This window comes from Albimonas pacifica (assembly GCF_900113695.1).
GTDB lineage: Bacteria > Pseudomonadota > Alphaproteobacteria > Rhodobacterales > Rhodobacteraceae > Albimonas > Albimonas pacifica.
In genome coordinates this window covers 402,213-428,849 of sequence record NZ_FOQH01000004.1, presented here as the reverse complement: position 1 = coordinate 428,849, position 26,637 = coordinate 402,213, and the positions used below count along the sequence as shown (strand labels likewise).

Annotated in this window: 23 protein-coding genes and 1 riboswitch; of the genes, 15 read left to right on the top strand and 8 right to left on the bottom strand. The window is 70.3% G+C overall.

Features of this window, described 5'->3' with window-relative positions:
- Positions 1-30 precede the first annotated feature (30 nt).
- Positions 31-1,185: an acyl-CoA dehydrogenase family protein gene (locus tag BM064_RS10300; RefSeq protein ID WP_092859673.1), complete on the bottom strand. Its 1,155-nt coding sequence runs from the start codon at positions 1,183-1,185 to the stop codon at positions 31-33.
- A gap of 227 nt (positions 1,186-1,412) precedes the next feature.
- Positions 1,413-3,191 (bottom strand): acyl-CoA dehydrogenase C-terminal domain-containing protein, encoded by a 1,779-nt coding sequence (locus tag BM064_RS10295; RefSeq protein ID WP_092859672.1) that lies wholly within the window; start codon positions 3,189-3,191, stop codon positions 1,413-1,415.
- A 278-nt stretch (positions 3,192-3,469) separates the two neighbouring features.
- On the opposite strand from BM064_RS10295, the gene BM064_RS10290 reads away from it, so the two are divergent.
- Entirely contained in the window at positions 3,470-4,072 is a 603-nt protein-coding gene (locus BM064_RS10290) for a VPLPA-CTERM sorting domain-containing protein (protein WP_143103303.1), read from the top strand.
- 80 nt (positions 4,073-4,152) lie between these two features.
- Here BM064_RS10290 and BM064_RS10285 read toward each other — a convergent pair whose 3' ends face one another.
- A complete protein-coding gene (locus BM064_RS10285) occupies positions 4,153-4,554 on the bottom strand; it encodes a MerR family transcriptional regulator (RefSeq protein WP_092859670.1) in 402 nt (133 codons plus the stop codon).
- Positions 4,555-4,837: 283 nt separating this feature from the next.
- Here BM064_RS10285 and BM064_RS10280 point away from each other — a divergent pair, with 283 nt between their 5' ends.
- From BM064_RS10280 to BM064_RS10250, 7 genes are all read left to right on the top strand, one after another.
- Complete coding sequence (locus tag BM064_RS10280) at positions 4,838-5,284, top strand: PaaI family thioesterase (RefSeq protein ID WP_092859669.1); 447 nt, start codon at positions 4,838-4,840, stop codon at positions 5,282-5,284.
- On the top strand, positions 5,281-5,784 hold the full coding sequence (locus tag BM064_RS10275) for a PaaI family thioesterase (protein WP_092859668.1): 504 nt from the start codon (positions 5,281-5,283) through the stop codon (positions 5,782-5,784). The genes BM064_RS10280 and BM064_RS10275 overlap by 4 nt, the downstream gene beginning before the upstream one ends.
- Before the next feature lie 64 nt (positions 5,785-5,848).
- Positions 5,849-7,117 (top strand): MATE family efflux transporter, encoded by a 1,269-nt coding sequence (locus tag BM064_RS10270; RefSeq protein WP_092859845.1) that lies wholly within the window; start codon positions 5,849-5,851, stop codon positions 7,115-7,117.
- Between the two features lie 112 nt (positions 7,118-7,229).
- Entirely contained in the window at positions 7,230-9,059 is a 1,830-nt protein-coding gene (gene ilvD / locus BM064_RS10265) for a dihydroxy-acid dehydratase (RefSeq protein ID WP_092859667.1), read from the top strand.
- 205 nt (positions 9,060-9,264) lie between these two features.
- The gene (locus BM064_RS10260; RefSeq protein WP_092859666.1) at positions 9,265-10,062 is read left to right on the top strand and encodes an SHOCT domain-containing protein; all 798 of its coding nucleotides are present in this window, start codon (positions 9,265-9,267) and stop codon (positions 10,060-10,062) included.
- 24 nt (positions 10,063-10,086) lie between these two features.
- A riboswitch (cobalamin riboswitch) is annotated at positions 10,087-10,263 on the top strand.
- 48 nt (positions 10,264-10,311) lie between these two features.
- Positions 10,312-10,989 (top strand): 5,6-dimethylbenzimidazole synthase, encoded by a 678-nt coding sequence (bluB, locus tag BM064_RS10255; protein WP_092859665.1) that lies wholly within the window; start codon positions 10,312-10,314, stop codon positions 10,987-10,989.
- An 85-nt stretch (positions 10,990-11,074) separates the two neighbouring features.
- On the top strand, positions 11,075-12,136 hold the full coding sequence (locus tag BM064_RS10250) for an endonuclease/exonuclease/phosphatase family protein (protein ID WP_092859664.1): 1,062 nt from the start codon (positions 11,075-11,077) through the stop codon (positions 12,134-12,136).
- 45 nt (positions 12,137-12,181) lie between these two features.
- On the opposite strand, the gene BM064_RS10245 is transcribed toward BM064_RS10250, so the two are convergent.
- Positions 12,182-14,164 carry a protein meaA gene (locus BM064_RS10245; protein WP_092859663.1) on the bottom strand — a complete coding sequence of 661 codons (1,983 nt, stop codon included), beginning with the start codon at positions 14,162-14,164 and terminating at the stop codon, positions 12,182-12,184.
- A gap of 143 nt (positions 14,165-14,307) precedes the next feature.
- The gene (locus tag BM064_RS10240; RefSeq protein ID WP_092859662.1) at positions 14,308-15,366 is read right to left on the bottom strand and encodes a glycosyltransferase family protein; all 1,059 of its coding nucleotides are present in this window, start codon (positions 15,364-15,366) and stop codon (positions 14,308-14,310) included.
- 325 nt (positions 15,367-15,691) lie between these two features.
- Here BM064_RS10240 and ccrA point away from each other — a divergent pair, with 325 nt between their 5' ends.
- From ccrA to BM064_RS10210, 7 genes are all read left to right on the top strand, one after another.
- On the top strand, positions 15,692-16,984 hold the full coding sequence (gene ccrA, locus BM064_RS10235; RefSeq protein WP_092859661.1) for a crotonyl-CoA carboxylase/reductase: 1,293 nt from the start codon (positions 15,692-15,694) through the stop codon (positions 16,982-16,984).
- Positions 16,985-17,772: 788 nt separating this feature from the next.
- Positions 17,773-18,504: a helix-turn-helix transcriptional regulator gene (locus BM064_RS10230; protein WP_092859660.1), complete on the top strand. Its 732-nt coding sequence runs from the start codon at positions 17,773-17,775 to the stop codon at positions 18,502-18,504.
- A 186-nt stretch (positions 18,505-18,690) separates the two neighbouring features.
- Positions 18,691-19,227: an acyl-homoserine-lactone synthase gene (locus BM064_RS10225; RefSeq protein WP_245779114.1), complete on the top strand. Its 537-nt coding sequence runs from the start codon at positions 18,691-18,693 to the stop codon at positions 19,225-19,227.
- 865 nt (positions 19,228-20,092) lie between these two features.
- Positions 20,093-20,335: a hypothetical protein gene (locus BM064_RS26850; protein WP_143103301.1), complete on the top strand. Its 243-nt coding sequence runs from the start codon at positions 20,093-20,095 to the stop codon at positions 20,333-20,335.
- A 322-nt stretch (positions 20,336-20,657) separates the two neighbouring features.
- Positions 20,658-21,383, top strand: a complete 726-nt coding sequence (locus BM064_RS26845; RefSeq protein WP_143103300.1) for a helix-turn-helix transcriptional regulator — start codon at positions 20,658-20,660, stop codon at positions 21,381-21,383.
- Positions 21,384-21,478: 95 nt separating this feature from the next.
- Positions 21,479-22,138 carry an acyl-homoserine-lactone synthase gene (locus BM064_RS10215; protein ID WP_092859657.1) on the top strand — a complete coding sequence of 220 codons (660 nt, stop codon included), beginning with the start codon at positions 21,479-21,481 and terminating at the stop codon, positions 22,136-22,138.
- Between the two features lie 63 nt (positions 22,139-22,201).
- On the top strand, positions 22,202-23,167 hold the full coding sequence (locus tag BM064_RS10210) for a cation diffusion facilitator family transporter (protein WP_092859656.1): 966 nt from the start codon (positions 22,202-22,204) through the stop codon (positions 23,165-23,167).
- 153 nt (positions 23,168-23,320) lie between these two features.
- On the opposite strand, the gene BM064_RS10205 is transcribed toward BM064_RS10210, so the two are convergent.
- From BM064_RS10205 to thrC, 3 genes are read right to left on the bottom strand one after another with little or no spacing between them, the layout of a single operon-like run.
- Positions 23,321-23,929 (bottom strand): GNAT family N-acetyltransferase, encoded by a 609-nt coding sequence (locus BM064_RS10205; RefSeq protein WP_092859655.1) that lies wholly within the window; start codon positions 23,927-23,929, stop codon positions 23,321-23,323.
- A gap of 7 nt (positions 23,930-23,936) precedes the next feature.
- Positions 23,937-25,214 (bottom strand): M16 family metallopeptidase, encoded by a 1,278-nt coding sequence (locus BM064_RS10200; RefSeq protein ID WP_092859654.1) that lies wholly within the window; start codon positions 25,212-25,214, stop codon positions 23,937-23,939.
- Complete coding sequence (thrC, locus tag BM064_RS10195; protein WP_092859653.1) at positions 25,211-26,605, bottom strand: threonine synthase; 1,395 nt, start codon at positions 26,603-26,605, stop codon at positions 25,211-25,213. Before thrC ends, BM064_RS10200 begins: the two co-directional genes overlap by 4 nt.
- Positions 26,606-26,637: the final 32 nt, after the last annotated feature.

Genomic DNA, 26,637 nt, shown 5'->3' with positions numbered 1-26,637 from the left:
CGGGGGTCGCGAAGGGGCGTGCGCGGAACCTTAGAGGGACCGCGAGATCAGCTCCTTCATGATTTCGTTGGTGCCGCCGTAGATCCGCTGGACGCGGGCGTCCTGCCACATCTCGGCGATGGGATATTCCATCATGTAGCCGTAGCCGCCGAAGACCTGCTGGCAGGCGTCGATCACCTTCCCCTGCAGGTCGGTCAGCCAGTATTTCTGCATCGCCGCCGTCTCGACGGTGAGGGCGCCGTTCAGATGCGCGACCGTGCAGCTGTCGAAGAAGGCGCGGGCGACGACCGCTTCGGTCTTGCACTCGGCCAGCTTGTGGGCGAGCGCCTGGTTCTTGATGATCGGACGGCCGAAGGCCTCGCGCTCCTTGGCGTAGGCGATGGCGAGCTCGACCGCGCCCTCGATGGCGCCGATGGCGGTGGCGCCGATCGACAGACGCTCCTGCGGGAGCTGCTCCATCATCTGGTAGAAGCCGCGGCCCTCCTGCCCGCCGAGGAGGTTCTCGGGCGGCACGGAGACGTCGTCGAAGAACAGCTCCGAGGTGTCCGCGGCGTGCATCCCGGCCTTGTCGAGGTTGCGGCCGCGGCGGAAGCCCTCGGCGCCTTCCGTCTCCACCACGATCAGCGAGACGCCCTTGGCGCCCTGGGTCACGTCGGTCTTGCAGGCCAGCAGGATCAGGTCGGCGTGCTGACCGTTGGTGATGAAGGTCTTGGAGCCGTTGATCCTGTAGCCGTTGCCGTCCTTGTCGGCCCGGGTGCGGATGCGCTGGAGGTCCGAGCCCGTGCCCGGCTCGGTCATGCCGATGGCGGCGACCATCTCGCCGGTGGCCATCTTCGGCAGCCACTTCGCCTTCTGCTCCTCGGACCCGTAGGAGAGGATGTAGTGGGCGACGATGGCCGAGTGCACGCCGATGCCCCAGCTCGCGAAATTGCGCTTCGCGGCGACCATGTGGATCACCGCCTCATGCCCGAAGTCGCCGCCGGCGCCGCCGTATTCCTCGGGGATCGAGGCGAGCAGCAGCCCGGCCTCGCCGGCCTCGTTCCAGGCCTTGCGGTCGATCATCCCCTGCTCGCGCCAGCGGGCGAGGTTGGGGGTCCACCGGTCGGCGGCATAGCGCTCGGTCATGTCCTCGAGCATCTCGTGCTCTTCGGTCATCCAGGCGGATTTCAGCATGGGGGCGGTCATTCGGGTCTCCCTAATCGTCCCGCATCGTCGTTGCCGACCGGCCGTCAGGTCCGGGTCGGGGCGCGGGGATGCTTGGGCCGGGGGCGGTTCGCGTCAAGCGCCCTCGGCCGGGAGGGTCTGGCGCGGATCGCGCCGGGCGGGCCCCGGACCTGATCCGGGGCCTCCTGGGGCCGGCCGCGAGAGGCCCCGGATCAAGTCCGGGGCGCCCTTGGGGCGGGCGTTTCGCCTCAGAACGCCTCGGCGGCGAGGTCCATCACCGGCTCGGGGCCGGACTGGATGCGGGCGAGGTTCAGCGCGGTCTCCGGCAGCAGGCGGCTCATGTAGTAGCGGCCGGTGCGGATCTTGTTGCGGTAGAACTCCTCCTCCGAGGTCCCCGCCGCCAGCGCCTCATGCGAGGCCTTGGCCATCTGCGCCCAGGCGAAGCCGAGGCAGACGTGGCCGAAGAGGTGCATGAAGTCGGTCGAGCCGGCCAGCGCCGCGTTGGGGTTCTTCATGCCGGCCTGCATGAAATACATCGCCGCCGTCTGAAGGTCCTTGGACGCCGCTTTCAGCGGATCGAGGAAGTCCTTCTTCAGCTCCTCGTTGCCTTCCTCGGCCTTGCAGAAGGTCTTCACCATCTCGAAGAAGGCCATCGCCGGCTTGCCGCCGTTCGCCGCCAGCTTGCGGCCCACGAGGTCCAGCGCCTGCACGCCGTTGGCGCCCTCGTAGATCATGGCGATGCGGGCGTCGCGCACGAACTGCGACATGCCCCATTCCTCGATGTAGCCATGCCCGCCATAGACCTGCTGGGCCTGGGTGGCGCAGGCGTAGCCCTTGTCCGTGAGAAAACCCTTCACGACGGGGGTCAGCAGCGAGACCAGCCCCTCGGCCTCCGCATCGCCGGCGCGGTGCGAACGGTCGATCAGGTTGGCGGCCCACAGGACGAACATCCGGCCGCCCTCGAGGAAGGCCTTCTGGTCCATCAGCATCCGGCGCACGTCGGGGTGCACGATGATCGGGTCGGCGGCCTTCTCGGGCGCCGCCGCGCCGGTGATCGCGCGGCCCTGGATGCGGTCGCGGGCGTACTCGGCGGCGTTCTGGTAGGCGACCACGGCCTGCGAAAGTCCCTGCAGGCCGACGCCGATGCGGGCCTCGTTCATCATCGTGAACATCGCCCGCAGGCCCTTGTGCGCCTCGCCCACGAGGAAGCCGGTCGCCTCGTCGTAGTTCATCACGCAGGTGGCGTTGCCGTGGATGCCCATCTTCTCTTCGAGGTTCCCGCAGGAGACGCCGTTGCGGGCGCCCAGCGAGCCGTCCTCGTTGACCATGAACTTGGGCACGATGAAGAGGCTGATGCCCTTCACGCCCTCGGGCCCGCCGGGGATCTTGGCCAGCACCAGGTGGACGATGTTGTCGGCCATGTCATGCTCGCCGGCCGAGATGAAGATCTTCTGGCCGGAGATCTTGTAGCTGCCGTCGTCCTGCGGCTCCGCCTTGGTGCGCAGCAGGCCGAGGTCGGTGCCGCAATGCGGCTCGGTCAGGTTCATGGTGCCGGTCCACTCGCCGCTCACCATCTTCGGCAGGTAGGTCGCCTTCTGCTCGTCCGAGCCGTGGGCGTGGATCGCGGAATAGGCGCCATGCGTCAGGCCCGGATACATCATCAGCGCCATGTTGGCCGCGCAATGCATCTCGCCGACCGCGGTGGCGAGCACGTAGGGCATGCCCTGGCCGCCGAACTCCGGATCGCAGTCGAGGCCGGTCCAGCCCCCCTCGCGCAGGGTGTCGAAGGCGGCCTTGAAGCCCTCGGGCGTGCGCACGACGCCGTTCTCGAGCGTGCAGCCCTGCCGGTCGCCGCTCAGGTTCAGCGGCGCCAGCACGTCGCGCGCGATCTTGCCGGCTTCCTCGAGGATCGCGGCGGTGAAGTCGCGGTCGAGCTCCGAATAGCCCTCGACCGGCTGGTCCTGCACCTTCAGCGCCTCGTGGAGCACGAATTCCATGTCGCGGAGCGGCGGAGTGTAGGTGGGCATGCGTTCGTCCTCCCTAGGCGAGCGGGCCCGGCGCAGCAGCGGCGCCGTCGTCCTCGAAACCATATAGGGGCGAGGGCCCCTGTCGCGAGGGATATGGGGGAAGTTGACGTGCGCGTAAAGGGGGGTCGTGGCGTCAGGCGACGCGGCGCCTCGGCCAGGGCGACGACAGAGCCATTCGAGGGGTCGCCCAACGCCCCGCCGAGCGACCATCTTGACGGAAGGGCGCGTTCATATGACTGAATAGCGTATTCGCAGTCAGCGCCTCTCAGGAACACCCCATGCGTATGGCTCTTCTCTCCGCCGCCTCGGCCGCGGCGGTTCTGACCTCGGTCTCGGCCGCCGCCGCTCTGCCGGTCGAATTCACCTGGATCACGACCCTCATCGATTCTTCGGTCCCCGGCGGCGTCGTCGGAGAGACGGTGACGACCACGCTCGTCTACGACAACGGGGGGACCAGCCTCGCGTCGCAGACCTTCACGCTCGCCGACTTCGTCCTCTACAGGGTGGAGGGCGCCAACGGCTGGTGGGCCGAGACCTCGGTCGTCACCAGCGGAGGCGATTTCGTCACCAACGCCCTGGGCGAGGTCGAGACCGCGGCGACCGTCTATGGCGGCTATCCCTCCGGCGCCGTCTCGACGTCCTGGACGGGCGACGCGCAGGGCGGCTTCTGGAACAACGGGAGCAACGAGGTCTTCTGCGTGTCCGTCCCGGCCAGCTGCGTCCGGTTGGAGGACGTGGAACAGAACCAGCTTGCCTCTTCGTGGAGCGTCGCCTTCGCCGACACGCCCCCCGTCGCGACGCCCGTTCCCGCCTCGATCCCGCTGCTGGCGAGCGGCCTCGTCGCGCTGGCCGGCCTTCGGCGGTCGCGCCGCCGCGGTTGAGCGCCTGCACCGGCCGCGAACTGAAAAAGGCCCGGGGGACGCGCCCCCGGGCCTGACTGTTTCGGCCGTGACGGATCGGCTTACTCGGCGGCTTCGCGCGCGCCGTGCTGGGCGAGATAGGAGCGGGACTTCTCCATCTCGGCCTCGAGGTCCGAGATCGCGAGGTCGAGCTCGGCGCGCTGCTCCTTCATCGCGGCGAGACGGATCTCGGCGCGCTCGTAGGTGCGGGCGACCTGGGTCACGCGCTGGTCGCCGATGTAGTACAGGTCCAGCAGCTCACGGATCTCGTCGAGCGAGAAACCGAAGCGCTTGCCCTGCAGGATCAGCTTGAGCCGGCCCTTGTCGCGTTTGGTGAACAGGCGCTTCTGACCCTCCCGCTTCGGCTGCAGCAGCTCCTTGTACTCATAGAAGCGCAGGGTGCGGGGGGTGACGCCGAACTCGGCGCACATTTCGGATATGGTGGTGTAGGTTTCTTCGCTCACGTTTTCTCTCCACTCGATACGACGGTCCTCGGCACAGGAACGCCGCATAAGCCCTTGGATCGGCCCGAGTTGACGCAGACGTAATAAGGTTGCCATTCATTTTCAAGATGGCACGGCGACGCCGCGTCCGGGCGCCGCAGCGGCGCCATTTACCGCTGCGTCGGCCCGGGCTAGGTCGTTACTCCTGAATGCGATGCAACTGCGACGCGCGCAACCGCCGCACCTTTGGGGAGGGGCGCACCGAATGACCCGACCACCCGATGAGCGACCCGACGTCAGCGGCATGACGGAGGCCCAAAAGCTCGAACTCGGGCGCCATTTCATGGCCCAGGTGCGCTGGAACGCCGAACTCGGCATCGCGCTGGAGCATATCGAGCCCGGACGAGCGACCCTTCGACTGCCGTATGATTCCCGCTGGGTGGGAGACCCTTCCACCGGCGTGCTGCATGGCGGGGTGCTGACGGCGCTGCTGGACGCCTGCGGGGGCGCCGCGGTGATGTCCCATCCCACGGGCGCGATCGCCACCGCCACGATCAGCCTGCGCATCGACTACATGCGCGGCGCCGAGCCCGGGCGCGACGTGGTCGCCACCGCCGAGTGCCACCGCGCCACCCGCCACGTCGCCTTCGTGCGCGTCGAGGCCCATGACGGCGCCCGGCCCGAGCCCGTGGCCACCGCCACCGGCAGCTTCACCATCGAGCGGCCCCGCCCGAAGAAGGAGACCGCCTGATGGCCCCGAGGCGAGAGCCGGCCCACGTGGTCGAGGCGCGCCGCGACGCGGCGCTGGCGGGGCTGAGCCACGCCGTCCCCTTCGTCAACGAGCTGGGCGTGAGCTTCGAGCGTCTGGGCGACGAGCTGACCGGCAAGCTCTCCTACCAGGAGAAGCTGATCGGCAACCCGGTGCTGGGCGCCCTGCACGGCGGCGCCACGGGCGCCTTTCTCGAGATCACCGCGCAGGTGACGCTGGGCTGGACCCGGGTGTGGGAGATGATGGAGGCCGGCGGCGACGCCGCCGCCGCCATCGACCGGGGCGACTATCCGGCCCTGCCCAAGACCATCGACTTCAGTCTCGACTACCTGCGGCCGGGCGGGGCGCGGGATTCCTACGCCCGCGCGACCATCCGCCGGGCCGGGCGGCGCTACGCCTCCGTCTCGGTCGAGGCCTGGCAGGAGGAGCGCTCGCGTCCCTTCATCTCGGCGGTCGGCCATTTCCTGATGCCGGAAGGCTGAGGTGGCGACCGAGGCGGCGGTCCCGCTGACCCACCGTCGGGTGCTGCGCATCGCGATCCCGATCATGGTCTCGAACGCCACCGTGCCGATCCTGGGCGCGGTGGACACCGGCGTGGTGGGCCAGATCGGCCTGCCCCAGCCGATCGGCGCGGTGGGGATGGGGGCGATCATCCTCGCCTTCGTCTACTGGATCTTCGGCTTCCTGCGGATGGGGACCACCGGCCTCGTCGCCCAGGCGCGCGGCGCCGGCGACGTGGCCGAGACCGGGGCCCTGCTGATGCGCGCCCTGATGATCGCCGGCACGGCGGGCGCCTGCTTCATCCTGTTCCAGGTCCCGATCTTCTGGCTGGCCTTCCAGATGTCCCCCGCCTCGGCCGAGGTCGAGGCGCTGGCGCGCGACTACCTCGCCATCCGGGTCTGGGGCGCGCCCTTCGCCATCGCCACCTTCGCCCTGAACGGCTGGCTGATCGCGATGGAGCGCACCCGCGGGGTGATGGTCCTCCAGCTCGTCATGAACGCGGTCAACATGGGGCTGGACCTGTGGTTCGTGCTGGGCCTGGGCTGGGGGGTCGAGGGCGTCGCCATCGCCACCCTGGTCGCCGAGGCCACTGGCGTGGGCCTGGGCCTGTGGATGTGCCGGGAGGCCTTCGCGGGCGAGCAGTGGCGGGATTTCGCCCGGATCCTCGACCCCGTCCGCCTGAAGCGCATGGCGCAGGTGAACGGGGACATCCTGCTGCGCTCGCTGATGCTGCAGTTCGGTTTCGCCTTCTTCATGTTCCGCTCGGCCGACCATGGCGACGTGGCGCTGGCGGCGAACCAGGTGCTGATGCAGTTCCTGGAGATCTCGGCCTATGCGCTCGACGGTTTCGCCTTCGCGGCCGAGGCGCTGGTGGGCGGCGCCTTCGGGGCCCGCCGGCCCGAGGCGCTGAGGCGCGCGGCGGTGATGAGCTCGGCCTGGGGCCTGGGCTGCGTGGCGACGCTGGCGGCGGCCTTCTGGCTGGCCGGCGGCGCGGTCATCGACCTGATGACCACCTCCGAAGAGGTCCGCGCCGCCGCGCGCGAGTTCCTGCCCTGGTGCGCCCTCGCCCCCGTGGTCGGCCTGCCGGCCTTCATGCTCGACGGGATCTTCATCGGCGCCACCCGCTCGCGCGACATGCGCAACGCCATGGCCTGGTCGCTGGCGGTCTACCTCGCCGCCTGGTGGGTGCTGACCGGCCTGATGGGCACGCACGGTCTGTGGGCGGCGCTGATGGTGTTCTTCGTGGCCCGCGGGGTGACCCTGTTCCTGCGCTACCCGTCGCTGGAGCGGGCGGCGGTCGCGGGCGGGTCCTGACGCGAAAGAAAATTGCGGCCCGGGGCGTCGCGGAGACGTTTCTGCGAATCCCGGGCTTGGACTCGGGGGCGGGGCGCGCTAGGACGTCGCGGCCTGCAACGAGGATTTTCGAATGCCCGCCTACCGCTCCCGCACGACGACGCATGGACGCAACATGGCCGGGGCGCGCGGCCTCTGGCGCGCCACGGGGATGACGGACGACGATTTCGGCAAGCCGATCATCGCCATCGTCAACTCCTTCACCCAGTTCGTGCCGGGGCACGTGCACCTCAAGGACCTCGGCCAGCTGGTGGCGCGGGAGGTCGAGGCGGCGGGGGGCGTCGCCAAGGAATTCAACACCATCGCCGTCGACGACGGCATCGCCATGGGCCACGACGGGATGCTGTATTCCCTGCCCTCGCGCGAGCTGATCGCCGACAGCGTGGAATACATGGTCAACGCGCATTGCGCGGACGCCATGGTCTGCATCTCGAATTGCGACAAGATCACCCCCGGCATGCTGATGGCCGCGCTGCGGCTGAACATTCCGGTGGTCTTCGTCTCCGGCGGGCCGATGGAGGCCGGCAAGGTGGTGCTGAACGGCAAGACCCAGGCGCTGGACCTGGTCGACGCCATGGTCGCCGCCGCCGACGAGTCCTACTCCGAGGAGGACGTGCAGACCATCGAGCGCTCGGCCTGCCCGACCTGCGGGTCGTGCTCGGGGATGTTCACCGCGAACTCGATGAACTGCCTGACCGAGGCGCTGGGGCTGTCGCTGCCGGGCAACGGCTCGACGCTGGCGACCCATGCCGACCGCAAGCGGCTGTTCGTCGAGGCGGGGCACCTGATCGTGGACCTGGCGCGGCGGTATTACGAGGGCGACGACGCCTCGGTGCTGCCGCGCTCCATCGCCTCCTTCGCGGCCTTCGAGAACGCGATGACGCTGGACATCGCCATGGGCGGCTCGACCAACACGGTGCTGCACCTGCTGGCCGCGGCGCACGAGGGCGAGGTGGATTTCACCATGGCCGACATCGACCGGCTGTCGCGCCGGGTGCCGGTGCTGTGCAAGGTCGCGCCGGCCAAGAGCGACGTCCACATGGAGGACGTGCACCGCGCGGGCGGGATCATGGCGATCCTGGGCGAGCTGGACCGGGCGGGGCTGATCGACGCCTCCTCGCCGACCGTGCACTCCGCCTCGATGAAGGAGGCGCTGGCGCGCTGGGACGTGGTGCAGACGAAGTCCGAGGCGGTGCACGACTTCTACCGCGCCGCGCCGGGCGGGGTGCCGACGCAGACCGCCTTCAGCCAGGACCGGCGCTGGGACGACGTGGATCTCGACCGCGAGGGCGGGGTGATCCGCAGCGCGGCGCACGCCTTCTCGAAGGACGGCGGTCTGGCGGTGCTCTACGGCAACCTCGCCGAGGACGGCTGCATCGTGAAGACCGCGGGCGTGGACGAGAGCATCCTGACGTTCTCGGGGCCCGCGCGGATCTTCGAGAGCCAGGACGATTCCGTGTCCGCGATCCTGACCGGCAAGGTGAACCCCGGCGACGTGGTGCTGATCCGCTACGAGGGGCCGCGCGGCGGGCCGGGGATGCAGGAGATGCTGTATCCGACCTCCTACCTCAAGTCGAAGGGGCTGGGGAAAGCCTGCGCGCTGGTGACGGACGGGCGCTTCTCGGGCGGGTCCTCGGGGCTGTCGATCGGGCATGTCAGCCCGGAGGCCGCCGAGGGCGGGGCGATCGGACTGGTCGAGGAAGGGGATCGGATCGAGATCGACATCCCCAACCGCTCGATCCGGCTGGCGGTGGACGACGCGGTGCTGGCCGAGCGGCGCGCGGCGAAGGAGGCGACCGGATGGGCGCCGGCGAAGCCGCGCAAGCGCAAGGTGACGACCGCCCTCAAGGCCTATGCGGCGCTGACCACCTCGGCCGCCCAGGGGGCCGTGCGCAAGCTGTGACGGGCGGCGGCCGGGACGGGACTCGCCGGGGCTGCGCCCCGGCATCGCCCGCCCTGGCCGCCCGCCTGCCGGCGGGGCGTTGCGCTTTCGGGGCGATTGCGGCGGAATGATCGGAGCGCGGAGGGGGCGAGGTTGACTCGCCGCCCCGCATCGCCGAGCAGGGCGGCGTTCCCGTTGCCGCTGCGATATCCGCCAGGAGAGCCCGATGTCGAACCTGACCGCCGCCGGTCGCGCCGCAATCGGCGATCTTTCGCGCCGCTACGGGCTGTCCGAGGCCGCCGTCGAGCACATGGCCCATGCGGTCGCCAACGGCGGCGGGAGCATGGCGCAGTTCAACGTGCCCGAGCTGGGCGGCTCCGGCCAGTGGATGGCCGGCGGCATGACCATGGTGGGCGACATGTTCAACCATGGCCTCCAGGCGACCGTCTCGAACCTGTGCGGCGAGCTGTCGAGCGCCATGGCCGGCGCCGCGTTCTTCGAGCGGCCGCAGGCGAGCGGCATGGGCGGCGGTTTCTCCGGCGGCTGGTGGCCGGACTGGCTCGGCCAGCCGGCCTCGACCGGCGGGCAGAACCAGGCGCGCTATGCGTATTTCCCCCACGCCCGGCGGCTGGCCTTCGACTTCGGCGACGGGCGGCCCGTGGCGCTGCTGGACACGGGCGAGCACCATATCGGCGGCTTCAGCCAGCAGCAGTCGGGGCCGGGGGATCCGTTCCTGGGCGTCTCCGTCTCCAGCCAGTTCGGGCAGTTCGCGCTGTCCTCCTTCCCCTTCGCCGACGGTACGGGGCCGATGCGCCAGGCGCAGCCCGCCCCCCAGCCCGAGCCGCAATGGGCGCCCGAGCCGCAGCCGTTCGCGCAGCCGGCGCAGGGCGGGGCCGAGGGCGGGCGCGCCTCGGCCGACGACATCCTCGAGACCATCGGACGGCTGGCGAAGCTGCGCGACGCGGGCGCGCTGTCGGACGAGGAGTTCGCGGCCAAGAAGGCGGAGCTCCTCGCCCGCATCTGAGCTTGCGCGGGGGTCGCGCCCTCGGGTAGCTCTCGCCCGTCCGGCGCCCGTCGCGAGGCGGGCCGGGAACACGGTGAAACTCCGTGACGTGCCCAACGCTGTGAGGTGGACCGGGCGGCGAATGCCACTGGCGTGAGGCCGGGAAGGCGCCGTTGCGGGAGGAAGCCCAGTCAGAAGACCGGCCGGACGACATGGGCCCCCTCGCGCGGACGGCGGCGGGGCCGCCGGCTTCGCGACAGGGGAGATGTCATGCAGCCCACCCGACCCGGCCCCGCCGGGCCCTTCGCCGCGTCCGAGCGGGACGCGGTCTACCGCGCCATCCACGAGCGACGCGACGTCCGCGGCCAGTTTCTGCCCGACCCCATCGACCCCGCCGTGCTGCGCCGGATCCTCGAGGCGGCCCATGCCGCGCCCTCGGTCGGCCTCTCGCAGCCCTGGAACTTCCTGCTGGTGCGCTCGGCCGAGACCAAGGCCCGTGTGCGCGCCGCCTTCGAGCGCGCCGACGCCGAGGCGCAGGCGCGGTTCGAGGGCGAGCGCCGGCGCCTCTATTCCGAGCTCAAGCTGCAGGGCATCGCCGAGGCGCCGCTGAACCTGCTGGTGACCTGCGACCGCGAGCGCGGCGGGCCGGTCGTGCTGGGGCGCACGCACCAGCTGGACACCGACCTCTATTCCACCGTCTGCGCGGTGCAGAACCTGTGGCTGGCGGCGCGGGCCGAGGGGATCGGGGTCGGCTGGGTGTCGATCTTCCGCGACGCCGACCTGCGCGCGATCTTCGCCCTGCCCGAGCGCGTGGTCCCGGTGGCCTACCTGTGCCTGGGCCACGTCCGCGAGCTCTACGACCGGCCGGAGCTGGCGGTGCGCGGCTGGGGCGCGCGTCTGCCCCTCGACGACCTGGTGTTCGAGGACCGCTGGGGCGCGCGGCCCTGATCCGTCTGGACATCCCGGCCGCGCGCCACAGGTGGGCCCGGGCGGCCGCGACGGTCCGGCCGCGAGAGGCCGGGAAGGAGGGTCGATGCGGGTTCTGCTGAGGGTCGTGCTGGGGCTCGTCGCCGTGGCGCTGGCGGGGGCGAGCTTCCTCGCGCTGGTCGAGACCGATGCGTGGTGGGTGCGGATGACCGACTTCCCGCGCCTGCAGTACGCGGTCGCGCTGGCCGCTCTGCTGGCGCTGCTGGCGGCGGCGCGGCCGGCGGGGCGGGGGCTGCGCATCGGGCTCGCGGCGCTGGCGCTGGCGGCGCTGGGCTACAACCTGACCAAGATCGGCCCCTATCTTTGGGGCGCCCGCAGCGAGACCGCCGCGGTCTGCGCCCCGGACCGCCGGCTGACGGTGATGGTCGCCAACGTCCGGCTGGAGAACCGCCACGCCGAGCCGCTGCTGGCGATGGTGCGCGCGCGCAACCCCGACCTGCTGCTGGCGCTGGAGACCAACGCCTGGTGGGACGCGCGCCTCTCTCCCCTGACGCAGGAGATGCCGCACGTCGTATCCGAGATCACCGGCGGCCATTTCGGCATGCACCTGTTCTCGACCCTGCCGCTGGAGCACGCCGAGGCGCTGTTTCCCGTCGGCCAGGACGCGCCGGCGATCCGGGCGACGGTTCGCCTGCCCTCGGGCGAGGCGGTGCGCTTCCTCGGCCTGCACCCGCGCCCGCCGCATCCCGGCCAGTCGGCCCGGGGGCGGGACGCGCAGTTGATGTGGGCCGCCCTGCAGGCGCGCGAGGCCGAGGCGCCGGCGGTTCTGGCGGGGGACCTGAACGCCGTGCCCTGGGAGCGGTCGATGGAGCGCGCCCAGCGCATCGGCGCCCTGCTCGACCCGCGCGACGCGCTGGGCTTCAAGCCGACCTACGACGCGACGTCGTGGTGGATGCGCTGGCCGCTCGACCAGGTGCTGCACCAGTCCGGGGCGCGGACGGTCGCGTTCACGGTGCTGCCGGGCTTCGGCTCGGACCACTACCCGGTGCTGGCCGAGCTTTGCCTCGACGAGGCCGAGCGCACGCCGTCGCGGCTGGAGGACGACGACCTCGAGGAGGCGCAGCGCACGATCGAGGCGGCGCGCAACCAGGCGGGCGGCCGGGGATAGACGCCCGAGGGCGCCGGCCCGCCGCTGCGGCGGGCCGGGACGGCCTCAGGCGGCCTCGGCGCTTTCGGCGGCGACCAGGTCGACGATGTCGGTCATGATCTTGTTCAGCTCGAAGTCCTTGGGCGTGTAGACCCGGGCGACGCCGTAGGCGCGCAGCTCGGTCGCGTCGGCCTCGGGGATGATGCCGCCGACCACCAGGGGGACGTCGTCGAGGCCCGAGGCCTTCATGCGGTCCACCACCTCCTTGACCAGCGGCAGGTGCGAGCCCGAGAGGATCGAGAGGCCCACCACATGGGCGGATTCCTCCAGCGCCGCGTTGACGATCTGGGCGGGGGTCAGGCGGATGCCCTCGTAGACCACCTCCATCCCGCAGTCGCGGGCGCGCACGGCGATCTGCTCGGCGCCGTTGGAATGGCCGTCGAGCCCCGGCTTGCCCACCAGGAACTTGATCCGCCGGCCCATGCGCGACGAGACCGCCTCGACCGCCTCGCGCACCGTCTCGAGGCCCTGCACGTTGTCGGCGGCGGATTTCGCCACGCCGGTGGGGGCGCGGTATTCGCCGAAGACCTCGCGCATCGCGGCGCCCCACTCGCCGGTGGTGACGCCGGCCTTCGCGGCGGCGATCGAGGGGGGCATGATGTTGCGGCCCTCGGAGGCGGCGGCCTTGAGGTCCGCCAGGGCTGCGTCGACCGCCGCGGCGTCGCGGGTCTCGCGCCAGGACTTCAGGGCGTCGACCTGGGCGGCCTCGACGCCGTGGTCCACCACCAGGATGCCGCCGTCGGCGGCGGTCAGGGGGGAGGGCTCGGTCGAGGTGAACTTGTTGACGCCGACCACGACGGTCTCGCCGGCCTCGATGGCGCGCAGGCGGGCGGAATTCGCCTCGACCAGTTGCGCCTTCATGTAGTCGATCGCCTGCACGGCGCCGCCCATGTCGTCGATCCTGGCGAGCTCGGCGCGGGCGAGCGCCTTGAGTTCGTCGACCTTGGCCTGAACGGCGGGGTTGCCGTCGAAGAGGTCGTCGTACTCCAGCAGGTCGGTCTCGTAGGCCAGGATCTGCTGCATGCGCAGGGACCACTGCTGGTCCCAGGGGCGGGGGAGCCCCAGCGCCTCGTTCCAGGCCGGCAGCTGCACGGCGCGGGCGCGGGCCTTCTTCGACAGCGTCACCGCCAGCATCTCCAGCAGGATGCGGTAGACGTTGTTCTCCGGCTGCTGCTCGGTCAGGCCGAGGCTGTTCACCTGCACGCCGTAGCGGAAGCGGCGGAACTTCTCCTCCTCGACGCCGTAACGCTCGGCGCAGATCTCGTCCCACAGGTCGGTGAACGCGCGCATCTTGCAGATCTCGGCGACGAACTTGATGCCGGCGTTGACGAAGAAGCTGATGCGGCCGACGACCTGGGGGAAATCCTCGTCCGAGACCGCGCCCTGCGCCTTCACCGTGTCCAGCACCGCGATGCCCGTGGCGAGCGCGTAGGCCAGCTCCTGCGCCGGCGTCGCGCCGGCCTCCTGCAGGTGGTAGCTGCACACGTTCATCGGGTTCCACTTGGGAACCTCGCGGTAGGTGTAGGCGGCGATGTCGCCGATCAGGCGCAGGCTGGGCGCCGGCGGGAACACGTAGGTGCCGCGGCTGAGGTATTCCTTGATGATGTCGTTCTGCACCGTGCCCTGGAGCTTGGCGACGTCCGCCCCCTGCTCCTCGGCGACCGCGATGTAGAGCGCCAGCAGCCAGGCCGCCGTCGCGTTGATCGTCATCGAGGTGTTCATCTGGTCGAGCGGGATGGCGTCGAACAGCGCCCGCATGTCGCCGATGTGGCTGACCGGCACGCCGACCTTGCCGACCTCGCCGCGGGCCAGCGCATGGTCGCTGTCGTAGCCGGTCTGCGTGGGCAGGTCGAAGGCGACCGAGAGCCCCGTCTGCCCCTTCGCCAGGTTCGAGCGGTAGAGCGCGTTGGACGCCGCGGCCGTGGAATGGCCCGCGTAGGTGCGGAAGATCCAGGGACGATCCTTGGAGCCTTGGGCCTTGGCGGTCATGACGAGCCTCCGGTCGGACAGGGGATTCGGGGCAGTTTGCTGCGCTGCCGCGGAAATGTCATGCGACATGAAATTGCGCAAGAGGTGTTCGGGAGAGAATAAAGTATCGCGGTGATTTTTCCAGCCGCGGCAGGCTCCCGGCCTCAGAGCTGCGCGGAGACGCCCCGCTCGGCCGCCCAGTCGGGGTCGATCGGGGCGAAGCCGCCCCCGGTCCACCAGTCGCGCTGGATCTCGGCCAGGCGCTGCTCGCGCTTCTCGTGGGTCAGCCAGCGCAGGGCGTAGGCGGCGGAGGCCGCGCCCATGCGGTCGGCGCGGGCCGGGTCCGCCAGCAGGCCGGCCATGGCGGCGCGGGTCGCCTCGGCGTCGGCCAGCGGCACGGTCAGCACGTGCTCGTCCTCGATGAAATAGTCCGTGGCGGTGTCGACGTCGGAGATGATCTGCGGGCGGGCGCAGTGCATGGCGGTGACGATGGTGATGTGCCCGGCGCCGCGGTTCGCGTCGTTGACCAGGATCACGTTGGCGACCGAGCCCTTGATGCAGTCGATGCAGTCCGCGAAGGGGATGTTGGTCAGCGCCCGCACGTTCGCCGGCAACGGGATCGCCGGCGGCGCGGAGGAGACGATCACCCCCTCGGCGTCCAGCCCCTCGAGCGCCTTGCAGAAGGTCTCGTGGTCGCGGTTGTTGCGGCCGATCAGGCAGAAATAGGGGCGGTCGGGGCGCCGGAAGGCCGATCCCTCGTCCGAGGGCAGGTCGAAGGACCACAGCGCGAAGGCGAAGCGCTGCATGGGGATGTCGTGCATCCGGTGGAAGATCCGCGCCTCGGGCCGCGAGGCGACGATGGCGAGGTCCACCCGGCGGAAGGCGAGATTCGCCAGCCAGCGCATCCAGCGCCGCCGCGGCTGGATCGGGCGGCCGGAGATGTTGAGCCCCACAACCACGTGCTTCGCCGGCGCGCGGGTCAGGAAGAACAGCAGCCCCACCGACCAGGCGACGATGTACTCCGTCGTCACCACCAGCTTCGCGCGGCGCAGGCGCGGCAGCAGGCCCAGAACCTGGCGCAGACGGCCGAAGCCGCCGCCGGCCTTGAGGGTGATCCGGTGGAACTTCGTGTCGCCGTCGTCGAGGAAGGCCAGCGGCTCGGGGCGGGAGAGGGTCTCCCTGCGCTCCGGCCCCACGAGCAACGTGTAGACATGGCTGGTCATGCAGGCTCCCCCCCTTGCGGTCGGCCTCCCGGCGTCGGGTCGGCGCGGCGCGCATGATGGCGCGGGCCGGCCGGCGGCGCATCCCGCGCGCCAGCGACCCAGCGGCGCAGGCCCCGCGACGCCGGCGCGGCCGGCCGGCCGGTCAGGCGAATTCGCTTCGCCCGGGGCCCGGATTCGGCGAAAATGATGCGGCGCACACCTACGCCGCATTGCGGGGGTTGCGCAGACGGGCGAGCAATGTCATGCATCGCCGCGGCCGAAATCCGCAACAATCTTGCGCGACCGTTTTTCGCGCCCCGCTCGCCAAGCGCCAAGGAGACCGCACATGGCCCCGCTCGACGCCCCCGAGACGATCACCGATTACGAGGCTCCGGTTAAGGACCTCTACGAGGTGGGAGAGATCCCGCCCCTCGGGCACGTGCCCGCGAAGATGTACGCCTGGGCGATCCGGCGCGAGCGCCACGGCAAGCCCGACACCGCCATGCAGCTCGAGGTGGTCGAGACGCCGAAGCTCGACTCCAACGAGGTGCTGATCTTCGTGATGGCCGCCGGCGTCAACTACAACGGCGTCTGGGCCGCGCTGGGCACCCCGATCTCGCCCTTCGACGTCCACAAGGCCGACTTCCACGTCGCGGGCTCCGACGCCTCGGGCATCGTCTGGGCGGTCGGGGACAAGGTGAAGCGCTGGAAGGTCGGCGACCAGGTCGTGGTGCATTGCAACCAGGACGACGGCGACGACGAGGAGTGCAACGGCGGCGATCCGATGTTCTCGCCCACCCAGCGCATCTGGGGCTACGAGACGCCGGACGGCTCCTTCGCCCAGTTCTGCCGGGTGCAGAGCCAGCAGCTGATGCCGCGTCCCCAGCACCTGACCTGGGAGGAGTCGGCCTGCTACACGCTGACCCTCGCCACCGCCTACCGGATGCTGTTCGGCCACCGGCCGCACATCCTCAAGCCCGGCGACAACGTGCTGGTCTGGGGCGCCTCGGGCGGACTTGGGTCCTATGCGATCCAGCTGATCAACACCGCCGGCGCCAACGCCATCGGCGTGATCTCGGACGAGAGCAAGCGGCAGTTCGTGCTGGACCTGGGCGCCAAGGGCGTCCTGAACCGCAAGGACTTCAACTGCTGGGGCCAGATGCCGACCGTGAACTCGGACGAGTACAAGGCCTGGTTCAAGGAGGTGCGCAAGTTCGGCGCGGCGATCTGGGAGATCACCGGCAAGGGCAACAACGTCGACATGGTGTTCGAGCACCCCGGCGAGTCGACCTTCCCGACCTCGGTCTTCGTGGTGAAGCGCGGCGGCATGGTGGTGATCTGCGCCGGGACCACCGGCTACAACCTGACCATGGACGCCCGCTATCTGTGGATGCACCAGAAGCGCGTGCAGGGCTCGCATTTCGCCAACCTCAAGCAGGCTTCCGCCGCGAACAAGCTGATGATCGAGCGGCGCCTCGATCCCTGCATGTCCGAGGTGTTCCCCTGGGACCAGATCCCCGAGTCGCACATGAAGATGCTGCGCAACGAGCACAAGCCGGGGAACATGGCGGTGCTGGTCAGCGCCAGGACCACCGGCCTCCGCACCTTCGAGGACGCGCTCGAGGCCTCGCGCGGCTGACGCCCCGGGGCTCCGGCCCCGTCTCGACCCGAGCTCCCGGCGCCCGGCGGACCCCTCCGCCGGGCGCTTCGCGTTCGCGGGGAAGGCGAGTCGGCGGGGTGCGGGGCCGGCCGAAAAGGGCGACTCGGAGGCCGGATTCGGGGCCCGATTCACGCGATTCGAGCCGCTCGGTTGATTCAGAAAATGTTCACTTTCAACGAAATCAATGACTTGAAAATCGCCTCCCCACCATTTCAGGGGAATTTCGGTTTCGCCCAGATCGCCTAGAAAGGGCGACATGGCGCAACCATGAGAGGGTTCGAACCGAACAAGAAAAGCGTGCCAGGTCCGAGCTGCAGGCCGCGACCGGCAAGGGGCGGACGGGGGCACCCCACCCCGTCAGGATGGACGCCGGGATTCCCCAGCCGGCGAAGGAACCAAGGGCGATCCCCAGCGCCCAGGTTTCGCTCCATCGGGCCCTGGCGGCGACCGTCAACCCCATGACGGGACCGTCGCCCGCCGGCGCGCGCAGTCGGATTTACATACTACGGCCGGGATGCGTCATGCGTGGCGTCTCTCTCGTCGGACAATCCCCGGGGGGCTCCTGACCCAGGGGAAGCGTTTCATAAGTCCGGCATCCGGTGAACGCGTCCCGGCCGTCATCTCCTCTCTGCCGAGGGCGAATCGCCTGTCGGCGCGCGAGTCGACTCGCAGCGTGCGGATGCCATGGCGTCCGGCGAGCGGCGCGGCTATGGTCGGGCGAACGCCCCAAACCGGCGCCTTGACGCCCGATATGGCCGACTCCGCGGATGACTGACCGAATAAAATCCATCATCGAGGGCCTTCCGGAGTTCCGGAAAGTTGAGGACATCCGGCTTTTCGCCGATCTTGTCCGGGACGTCTATGACGTCGACCATGTCGTGTACGTGGTCGTCTCGTTCGGGGGAGGCGCCACGTTCGGGGACTATCAGTTCGCCGAAATCACCTATCGGGCGGACTGGTCGCAGCGCTACCTGGAGGAGAACTACAAGGAAGCGGACCCCACGGTCGTCGGAGCTGTGCAGAGCTTCACGCCGCTTGATTGGAAGCGGCTCGACTGGAGCCCCAAGAAACGCCGGAAGCTGATCCTCGAAGCAGTGGACGCCGGCGTTGGAAACCAGGGCTACACGGTTCCCGTGAGGGGACCCAACGGACAGTTCGCGGTCCTGACCATCAACAAAACGTGCACCGATCGCGTCTGGGAACGCTACATCGCCGAGACCGCGAGCGACTGGCTGCTCGTCGCCAACTTCATGCACCAGAAGGTGCTGGAGATTTTCGACGTTCGCAACGAGCAGGAATTCGCCGCGTTGTCGCCCAGGGAACGGGACGCCCTGGCGATGATCTCGTCCGGCATGAGCCGTAATCAGATCGCGGAGAACCTTAAAATATCTGAAAACACCCTGAGGGTTTATTTAGACAGTGCCAGGAACAAGCTTGGCGGTCTGAACATGCCCCACGCTGTCGCAATTGCAGTAAGAACAGGCATCATCAATATTTGATGCTTTCATAGAAATCGTGAATTTCGTTCATCGTCTATTCAGGTAGGCGATGACAATTCATTGGGCACTGTCTTTCCGAGGAGTGCCCAACTCATGATCCGCTACGTCTACGCTCACGAACTGCACAAGTATCCCTCCCTCGTGGACGAAATGTTCCGCGATCGGTCCGCCCAATTCAGGGACCGTATGAAGTGGGACGTCTCCGTCGACGCAAACGGTTGGGAGCGTGATCAGTACGATGACCTGGCCCCGCTCTACATCATCTATGAGCGCGAGGACGGGAGCCACGCCGGCTCGGGCCGGCTGATGCCCACCACCGGCCGCACCATGATCGGCGAGCACTTCTCCCACCTGACCGACGGCGTCGTCATTCAGTCGCCGACGATCTGGGAGATCACCCGCCTGTGCATCTCGCCCAGCGTGAAGTCGCGCCGCGAGGCGATGACGGTCACTTCCTCGCTGCTGCTCGCCGGCATCGACGTCGGCCTGCGCTTCGGCCTGGAGTTCTACGTGGGCGTTTTCGACGAGCCGATGCTGCGCGTCTACAAGGGCCTGGACTTCACGCCCGACGTGATGGGCAAGTCCGGCGAGGAGCGCCGCGCGATCTGCGCCGGCCTGTGGCCGTGCACCCAGGAGGTGCGGGACAACATGGCCCGCAAGGTCGAGGAGCACGCCCAGATCGCCGAGGCTGCCCAGGTCGTGGAGTTCGCCGTCGGCGCCTGACCCGGACCCCCGACGGAAGACAGTCCCCCCGGTCCGCGACGGCATGCGCCCGCGGACCGGGGCGGGAACCCCGCCCGCGCCGACCCGCCCCAACGGGTCCTGGCCGCGAGGGGCGCCCCCGGACGGATCCGTCGACCGCGCGGGCGATCCGATCGTCGCCCGAGCTTCGTCCGACGCGGCTCCCCCTGGCCGTTCAGGACCCCGCCCCCGGCGCCGCGATCCGCGCGGCGCGCCCAGACCTCCGGTTCCGGCGTTCCCTTCGCGTCGGGCCGGGAGCCCGCGGGACCCGGCCGCCGCCCCCTTCGGCGGCCTCTCCCCCGCAGTGAAACGTCAATGAATTCCGTGAATGGATCGCGGACCCCGGCGCGACGCGCGCCGCCCCCGCCGCCGCGATCCCCCTTCTCCGGTCTCTCCAGGGGCCGGAGCCGCCCGAAACCCGCCATGTCCCCGGCGGATCGGGCGACCGTCCGAGCGCCGTTCTGCACGTTTCGGCCCGGACGACGCCGTCGCCTCCTCCGCCCTGCACGGCGGGGGCGCGCGGCGGCCGGTCCCTGCGCGAGCCGTCCTGCACGATGGCCCGCGCGGCGACCGAGGGGCGCGGGGTCCTTCCTGCACGAAGGGCCCCGCGGTCCCCGAAAGAGGCCGGGGCGACTCGCCCGCCGCGCCGCTCCGGCCGCAAAACGGCGGAGAAATTCCTCAGCTGCGCCAGGAGGATGGACGAGTCCCCCTCGCCGGATCGGGGGAGGAGGAAATGGCGACTGCCGTCCCCGGCGCCCCAGGGGCACTCTGATCCCCGCCGCCCCTCCACAGCCCCTCAGAGGGCCGGGGCGGCGGCCCGGATGGGGATCAGCATAGGGGACGGACCATGGCTCAGGACTGGATCATCGACGTGCTCGCCGACCTGCGGCAGTACGCGATTCGGCACTACCACATGCGCCTGGCAGAGCAGCTCGACGACGCGATTCTGGTCGCGGCGACCGAGCTGCGGGCGGCTGATTCGGCGCTGGAACCCGATTCGAATCGGCTCCAGGGGGCTTCGGAGAACCCGATTCCCCTGTTCGGACCCCTTTCCGGAGGGCGCGGAGAAAAAATTCTCGGCCCCGTCTGAGGCTCCGGCGGCGGGCAGGCCCGCCGGAGGGCGCCGCGCGCGTTACTTGCGCGACGACGCCGTTACTTGCCCCGGCCCGGGACAGGCCGGCGGCGAGCCCCGCGCTCCGGGAGAGGGCGCGGGGCCTTTCCGCGTGGATGAATGCAATTTTAAGTTGAGAAGTTCGCGCGCCTCGCTACCGTGGAGGACGGACAAGAGAGCGGCGGGGCTGGCCGCGCCTCCGGATCCGCAGGAGGCAGGCGCCGCGGGACGATCCCGCGCCCACGCGCCTCGCGGAGGCGTGTCCCCGGAGGCCGGCCCGGGAGAGGGCGGCGCCCAACCCATGACGGACAGGCTGAACGAGATCGTCGAGCGGATCCTGGCGGTGACCACGCAGCCGGACCTGTCCAGGCTGCTCCGCCACGTGCGGCGGGTCTACGACCTCGACAACTGCATCTACTATGCGTTGAACCTCGGCGGTCCGCGCGGCGGCGAGGAATTCGGCGCGATGACCTACCAGGAGGCCTGGCACCAGCGCTACGAGGAGGTCCGCTACCGCGACTTCGACCCCGTCGTCGCCGCGGCGCTCGGCGGCTTCGCCCCGATCGACTGGCAGACGCTGGACTGGTCCGGCCGCCCCGTGCGCCGCCTGCTGTCCGAGGCGAACGAGTTCCGGGTCGGCAACCACGGCTACACGATTCCGATCCACGGCCCCAACGGCCAGTTCGCGATGTTCTCCGTCTCCAAGCAATGCGCCGAGCGGCGCTGGAACCTGCTGCTCGCAGAGAGCGCGCAGGATCTGCTGATCATCGCCCACCACGTCCACCGCCAGGCCCTCGAGATGACCGGCGCGGCCGAGATCCAGCCGCCGCCCGCGCTCTCCCCGCGCGAGCGGGACGCGCTGGCGCTGATGGCCGAGGGACGCTCTCGCGCGCAGGTGGCGCACAAGCTCAAGATCTCGGAGAGCACGCTGCGGGTCTACCTCGACAGCGCGCGGCACAAGCTGGGCGGGCTGAACGCGGTCCATGCGGTGGCGCTGGCGGTGAAAAGCGGCGCGGTTAAGATATGATGAATACTTGAGCAGCGCGCGCTGCCTAAATGTTATAACTCAGTTTTAGTAATATCGACGCATTTACTTGTTGCATCCCGACAAGGAGCGTCGTCATGATCCGTTTCATCTACGGAAAGGACCTCGCGTCCTTCCCCCGCCTGACCGACAGCATGTTCCGCGACCGCGCGGGCCAGTTCCGCACCCGCCTCGACTGGGCGGTGCATGTGGACGCCGCGGGGCGCGAGCGCGACCAGTACGACGTCGACCGCGCGCTCTACTGCATCTACGAGCTGCCCGACGGCAGCCATGGCGGCTCCGGCCGGCTGATGCCGACCACCGGGCCGACGATGGTCAACGAGCATTTCGCCCATCTCGCGGGGGGCGAGATCACCTCGCCGCTGGTGTGGGAGAGCACGCGCTTCTGCGTCTCGCCCCGGCTGACCGGGGGGGCGGCGGCGGCCTCGCGCATCTCGACCGCGCTGATGCTGGCGGGCTGCGAGGTGGCGCTTCGTTTCGGCCTGAGCCATTTCGTGGCGGTGTTCGACAGCCCGATGCGGCGCATCTACCGCGCCACCGGCTGGCCGCCCGAGATCCTGGCCGAGCAGGGCGAAGGACGACGCAAGCTGTGCCTGGGCCTGTGGGAGGTCTCCGAGGCGGCCCGCCGGGCGATCCTGGACCGCGCGCCGAAGGGCCTCGACCTGGGGCCGATCCCGGCGCCGCTGCCGCTGCCCGTGCCGGCGACGGCGCCGGCGCGGCGCGCGACGGCCGCCTGAGTCGCCGGGCGGGACCTTGCGCCGCCGGGACGGCGGGAGGTCGGGCGCGCTAGGGTGCCTGGCATGGCACACGATCACGCGCATTCCTCACAGGGCCACGGGCATGGACATGCCCATGGCCACCTTCACGCCGGCGACGGCCGGATCGGCTGGGCGGCGGCGGTGAACATCGGGCTGACGGTCGTCCAGATCGTGGCCGGGATGCTCTCGGGCAGCCTGATGCTGATCGCGGATGCGCTGCACAACCTCTCCGACGCGATGTCGCTGATCATCGCCTGGGCGGCGCGGCGCATCGCGCGGCGTCCCGCGGACGACCGGATGACCTTCGGCTACGCGCGGGCCGAGGTGGTCGCCGCCCTGATCAACTTCACCACGCTGATCGTCGTGGGCCTTTACCTCGCCTGGGAGGCGATCGCGCGGATGTTCGATCCGCAGCCGATCGAGGGCTGGACGGTGGTGATCGTGGCCGGCGTGGCGCTGGTGATCGACGCGATCACCGCCGCGCTGGTTTACGCGCAGGCCAAGGACAGCCTGAACATGCGCGCGGCCTTTCTGCACAACCTCGCCGACGCCGGCGCCTCGGTGGCGGTGATCCTGGGCGGGATCGTGGTGATCGTCTGGGACTGGCGCATGGTCGACCCGCTGCTGACGCTGCTGATCTCGGCCTGGGTGCTGCGGCACGCGCTGCTGGAGATGGGCGAGACGGTGCGCATCCTGATGAACGCCGCCCCCGACAGCCCCTCGGCCGAGGAGGCGCGCGACACGCTGGCGGAGATCGAGGCGGTGGCGAGCGTCCACCACCTGCACCTGTGGCGCCTCGACGAGCGCCGCCTGTCGCTGGAGGCGCACCTGGTCAGCCATGCGGCGACGCCGGGAGAGCTCGCGGCCCTGCGCCAGGCCGCCCGCGCGGCGCTCGACGAACGCCACGGGATCAAGCACGCGACGCTGGAGATCGAGCACGTCGACGACGCCTGCGAGGCGCGCGAGGGCGGCGCGCCCTCGGCGGCGGAGGGCCGGCCGGCGGTGTGATCACAAGGCGTCCGCCGCAGGGATCGACGCCCTTGCGGCGGCTGTGATCACAGGCGGCAGCCGCGGCGCCGGAGGCCCCGGGTCAAGCCCGGGGCGCTCGTGGGGCGGGCGGCGGAACACAAATGAAATCAGGAGCTTGGGGCGCGGCCGGGGTCAGCCTCGGGCCGGCTCCGTGCGGCCGCGGCGGTCGGAGCGGAGCGCGGCGTAGAGCACGTGGCTCCGCCAGCGGCCCGCGATCTGCAGGTAGCTCTGGGCCACGCCCTCGTACTTGAACCCGCAGCGTTCCAGCAGCGCGCGGGAGGGGGCGTTCTCCGGCAGGCAGGCGGCCTCGATGCGGCTGAGGTCGAGGGTCCCGAAGGCGTGGTCGCGGGTGGCGGCGAGCCCCTCGGTCATGTAGCCGCGCCGGGCGAAGGGCTCGCCGATCCAGTAGCCCACCGTGCCGGCCTGGGCGGGGCCGCGGCGGATGTTGTCGAGCGTGATGGCCCCGACCAGCGTGCCCGCGGGCAGGTCGTCGGCCCCGTTGGCGAAGATGAAAAGCGGCGCGCCGCGGCCGTCCTCGATCATCCGTTTCGCCCAGACCACGCGGTTGCGGAAGGCGCTCCGGGTCAGGTGGTCGCGCGCCCAGATCGGTTCCCAGTCCTTCAGGAACGGCTCGCTCTCGCGGCGCAGGCGCGCCCAGGGGATCTGGTCGGCCATCTCCGGCGGCCGCAGGACGAGGCGCGGCGTGACCAGCCGCAGCGTCTCTCGCCGCCGCAGGAGCACCGCCCCATCACCCCGCGAGACGGGCGAGCAGCGCGTCCGGGTCCGGCGTCGTCGCCACCGGACCGTAGAGCGCCAGCGCCAGCTTGCCCGAGCCCGCCATCCGCGCCGCGGCGTCGCGGGCGGCGGCGGCGTCTACGGCCTCGATCCGGGCCACCGTCTCTTCCTGCGGCCAGACCCGGTCCCAGATCAGCAGGGAGCGGGCCAGCCGCTCGCACCGCCCGAACGGGCTTTCGAGGCCCATCAGCAGCCCGGCCTTCAGCTGGGCGCGGGCGCGCGCGGTCTCTTCCTCGGTGGTCTCGGAGGCGGCGCGGTGCAGCTCGTCGGCCACCAGTTCCGCCAGGCCCTTGATCTCGCCGGCGCCGGTGCCGGCGTAGATGGTCATCAGCCCGGTGTCCTCATGGGCCGAGGCCTGAGCGAAGATCGTGTAGCACAGGCCGCGCTTCTCCCGCGCCTCCTGGAACAGGCGCGAGGACATGCCCCCGCCCAGCAGCACCGACAGCACCTGGCCGGAATAGAGGTCGTCGGCGTTCCAGCCGGGGGCCTCCAGCGCCAGGGTGAAGTGGGCCTGCTCGAGGTCCTTCACGAAGCGCTTCTCGCCGCCGATGAACTTCGCCGGCTCGGCGGGGGCGAGGTCGCGGCGTTTCAGGTGGCCGAAGAGGCCCTCGATCTGCTTGACCAGCGCGTCGTGGTCGACGTCGCCGGCGGCGGCGATGACCATGCGCTCGGGGGCATAGCAGCGTTCGACGAAGCCGCGCAGCTCCGCCTCGCCGATGCCCTTCACGTGATGGGTCTCGCCGAGGATCGGGCGGCCGAAGGCCTGGTCGGGATAGGCGGTTTCCTGCAGCCAGTCGAAGATGATGTCGTCGGGCGTGTCCAGCGCCTGGCCGATCTCCTGCAGGATCACGCCGCGCTCGAGCTCGATGTCCTCGGCCGCGAAGCGGGGCTTGGTGAGGATGTCGGCCAGCAGGTCCATGGCCAGCGGCACGTCCTCGCCCAGCACGCGGGCGTAGTAGGCGGTCGCTTCGCGGGAGGTGTAGGCGTTCAGATACCCGCCCACGTCCTCGATCGCGACCGCGATGTCGAGCGCCGAGCGCGTCGCGGTGCCCTTGAAGGCCATGTGCTCGAGGAAATGGGCGACGCCGGTCTCTTTCACCGACTCATGCCGCCCGCCGACGCCGATCCAGACGCCCAGCGCGGCGGAGGCGAGGCCCTCCATCCGCTCGGTGGCGATGCGCAGGCCGTTGGGCAGCGTGTCGATTCGAAGGGTCGAGCCGTCTCGGCTCATCGGCGGGCCTCCTGGCGCAGAAGCGCCTGCAGTGCGGCGAGGTCGTTGGGAACGACGGTGGTGCGCTCACGCGCGAGTTCGATATGGGCGAGGCGGGCGGGCAGGACCGGGCGCACGCCGCAGGCCTGGCCGACCGCGTCGGGGAACTTGGCGGCGTGGGCGGTGCCCAGAACCACCATCGGCGTGCCGGCATTGCCGCGCACGTCTGCGGCGGCCTTCACGCCCACGGCGGTGTGCGGGTCGATCACCTGGCCGGTCACCTCGCGCATGGCGGCGATGGTGGCGCGGGTCTCGTCCTCGGTGGCCATGCCGCTGTCGAACTCCTGGCGAAGCCGCGCGAGCGCAGTCTCGGGCAGCGCGAAGCCGCCCTGCTGGCGCAGCGATTCCATGAGGTTGATCACGGCCTGCCCGTCGCGGTCCAGCAGTTCGAACAGCAACCTCTCGAAATTCGAGGAGATCTGGATGTCCATGCTGGGCGAGATCGTCGGCTGCACGCCTTCCTTGACGTGCATCCCCGTCGTCACCGTGCGGTGCAGGATGTCGTTGCGGTTGGTGGCGATCACCAGCCGGTCGATGGGCAGGCCCATGCGTTTCGCCACATGTCCCGCGAAGATGTCCCCGAAGTTGCCGGTGGGGACCGAGAAGCTGACCGGCCGATGCGGCGCGCCCAGCGAGACGGCGGCGGTGAAGTAGTAGACCACCTGCGCCAGCACGCGGGCCCAGTTGATCGAGTTGACGGCCGCGAGGCTCATCTCGTCGCGGAAGGCGTGGTCGTTGAACATCGCCTTGACCAGCGCCTGGCAGTCGTCGAAGTCGCCCTCGACCGCGATGGCGTGGACGTTGGCCTCGGTCGGCGTGGTCATCTGCCGGCGCTGGATCTCGGAGACCCGGCCATGGGGGTAGAGGATGAAGACGTCGACCGCGTCCAGCCCCCGGAAAGCCTCGATGGCCGCCGAGCCGGTGTCGCCCGAGGTGGCGCCGACGATGGTGACGCGTTGCCCACGGCGCCCGAGCACCAGCTCGAACAGCTGGCCGATGAGCTGCATGGCGAAGTCCTTGAACGCCAGCGTCGGGCCGTGGTGAAGCTCCAGGATCCAGTCGTTCTCGCCGATCTGCACCAGCGGCGCGCGGGCGGCATGGGCGAAGCCCGCATAGGCGCGCTCGATGGCGCCGTAGAGCTCGGCGTCGGAGATCGTGCCGCCCACGAAGGGCTGCATCACCGCGAAGGCGGTCCGCTCGTAGCCGATGCCGGCGAGGTCGGCGATCTCGTGCGCCGGGATCTGCGGCACGGTCTCGGGCACGTAGAGGCCGCCGTCGCGGGCGAGGCCCGCCAGCATGGCGTCGTCGAAGCCCAGGACCGGGGCCTGGCCGCGGGTGCTGACGTATCTCACGGGTATCGGTCCCTCGTTGCGCGCCCTGCCGG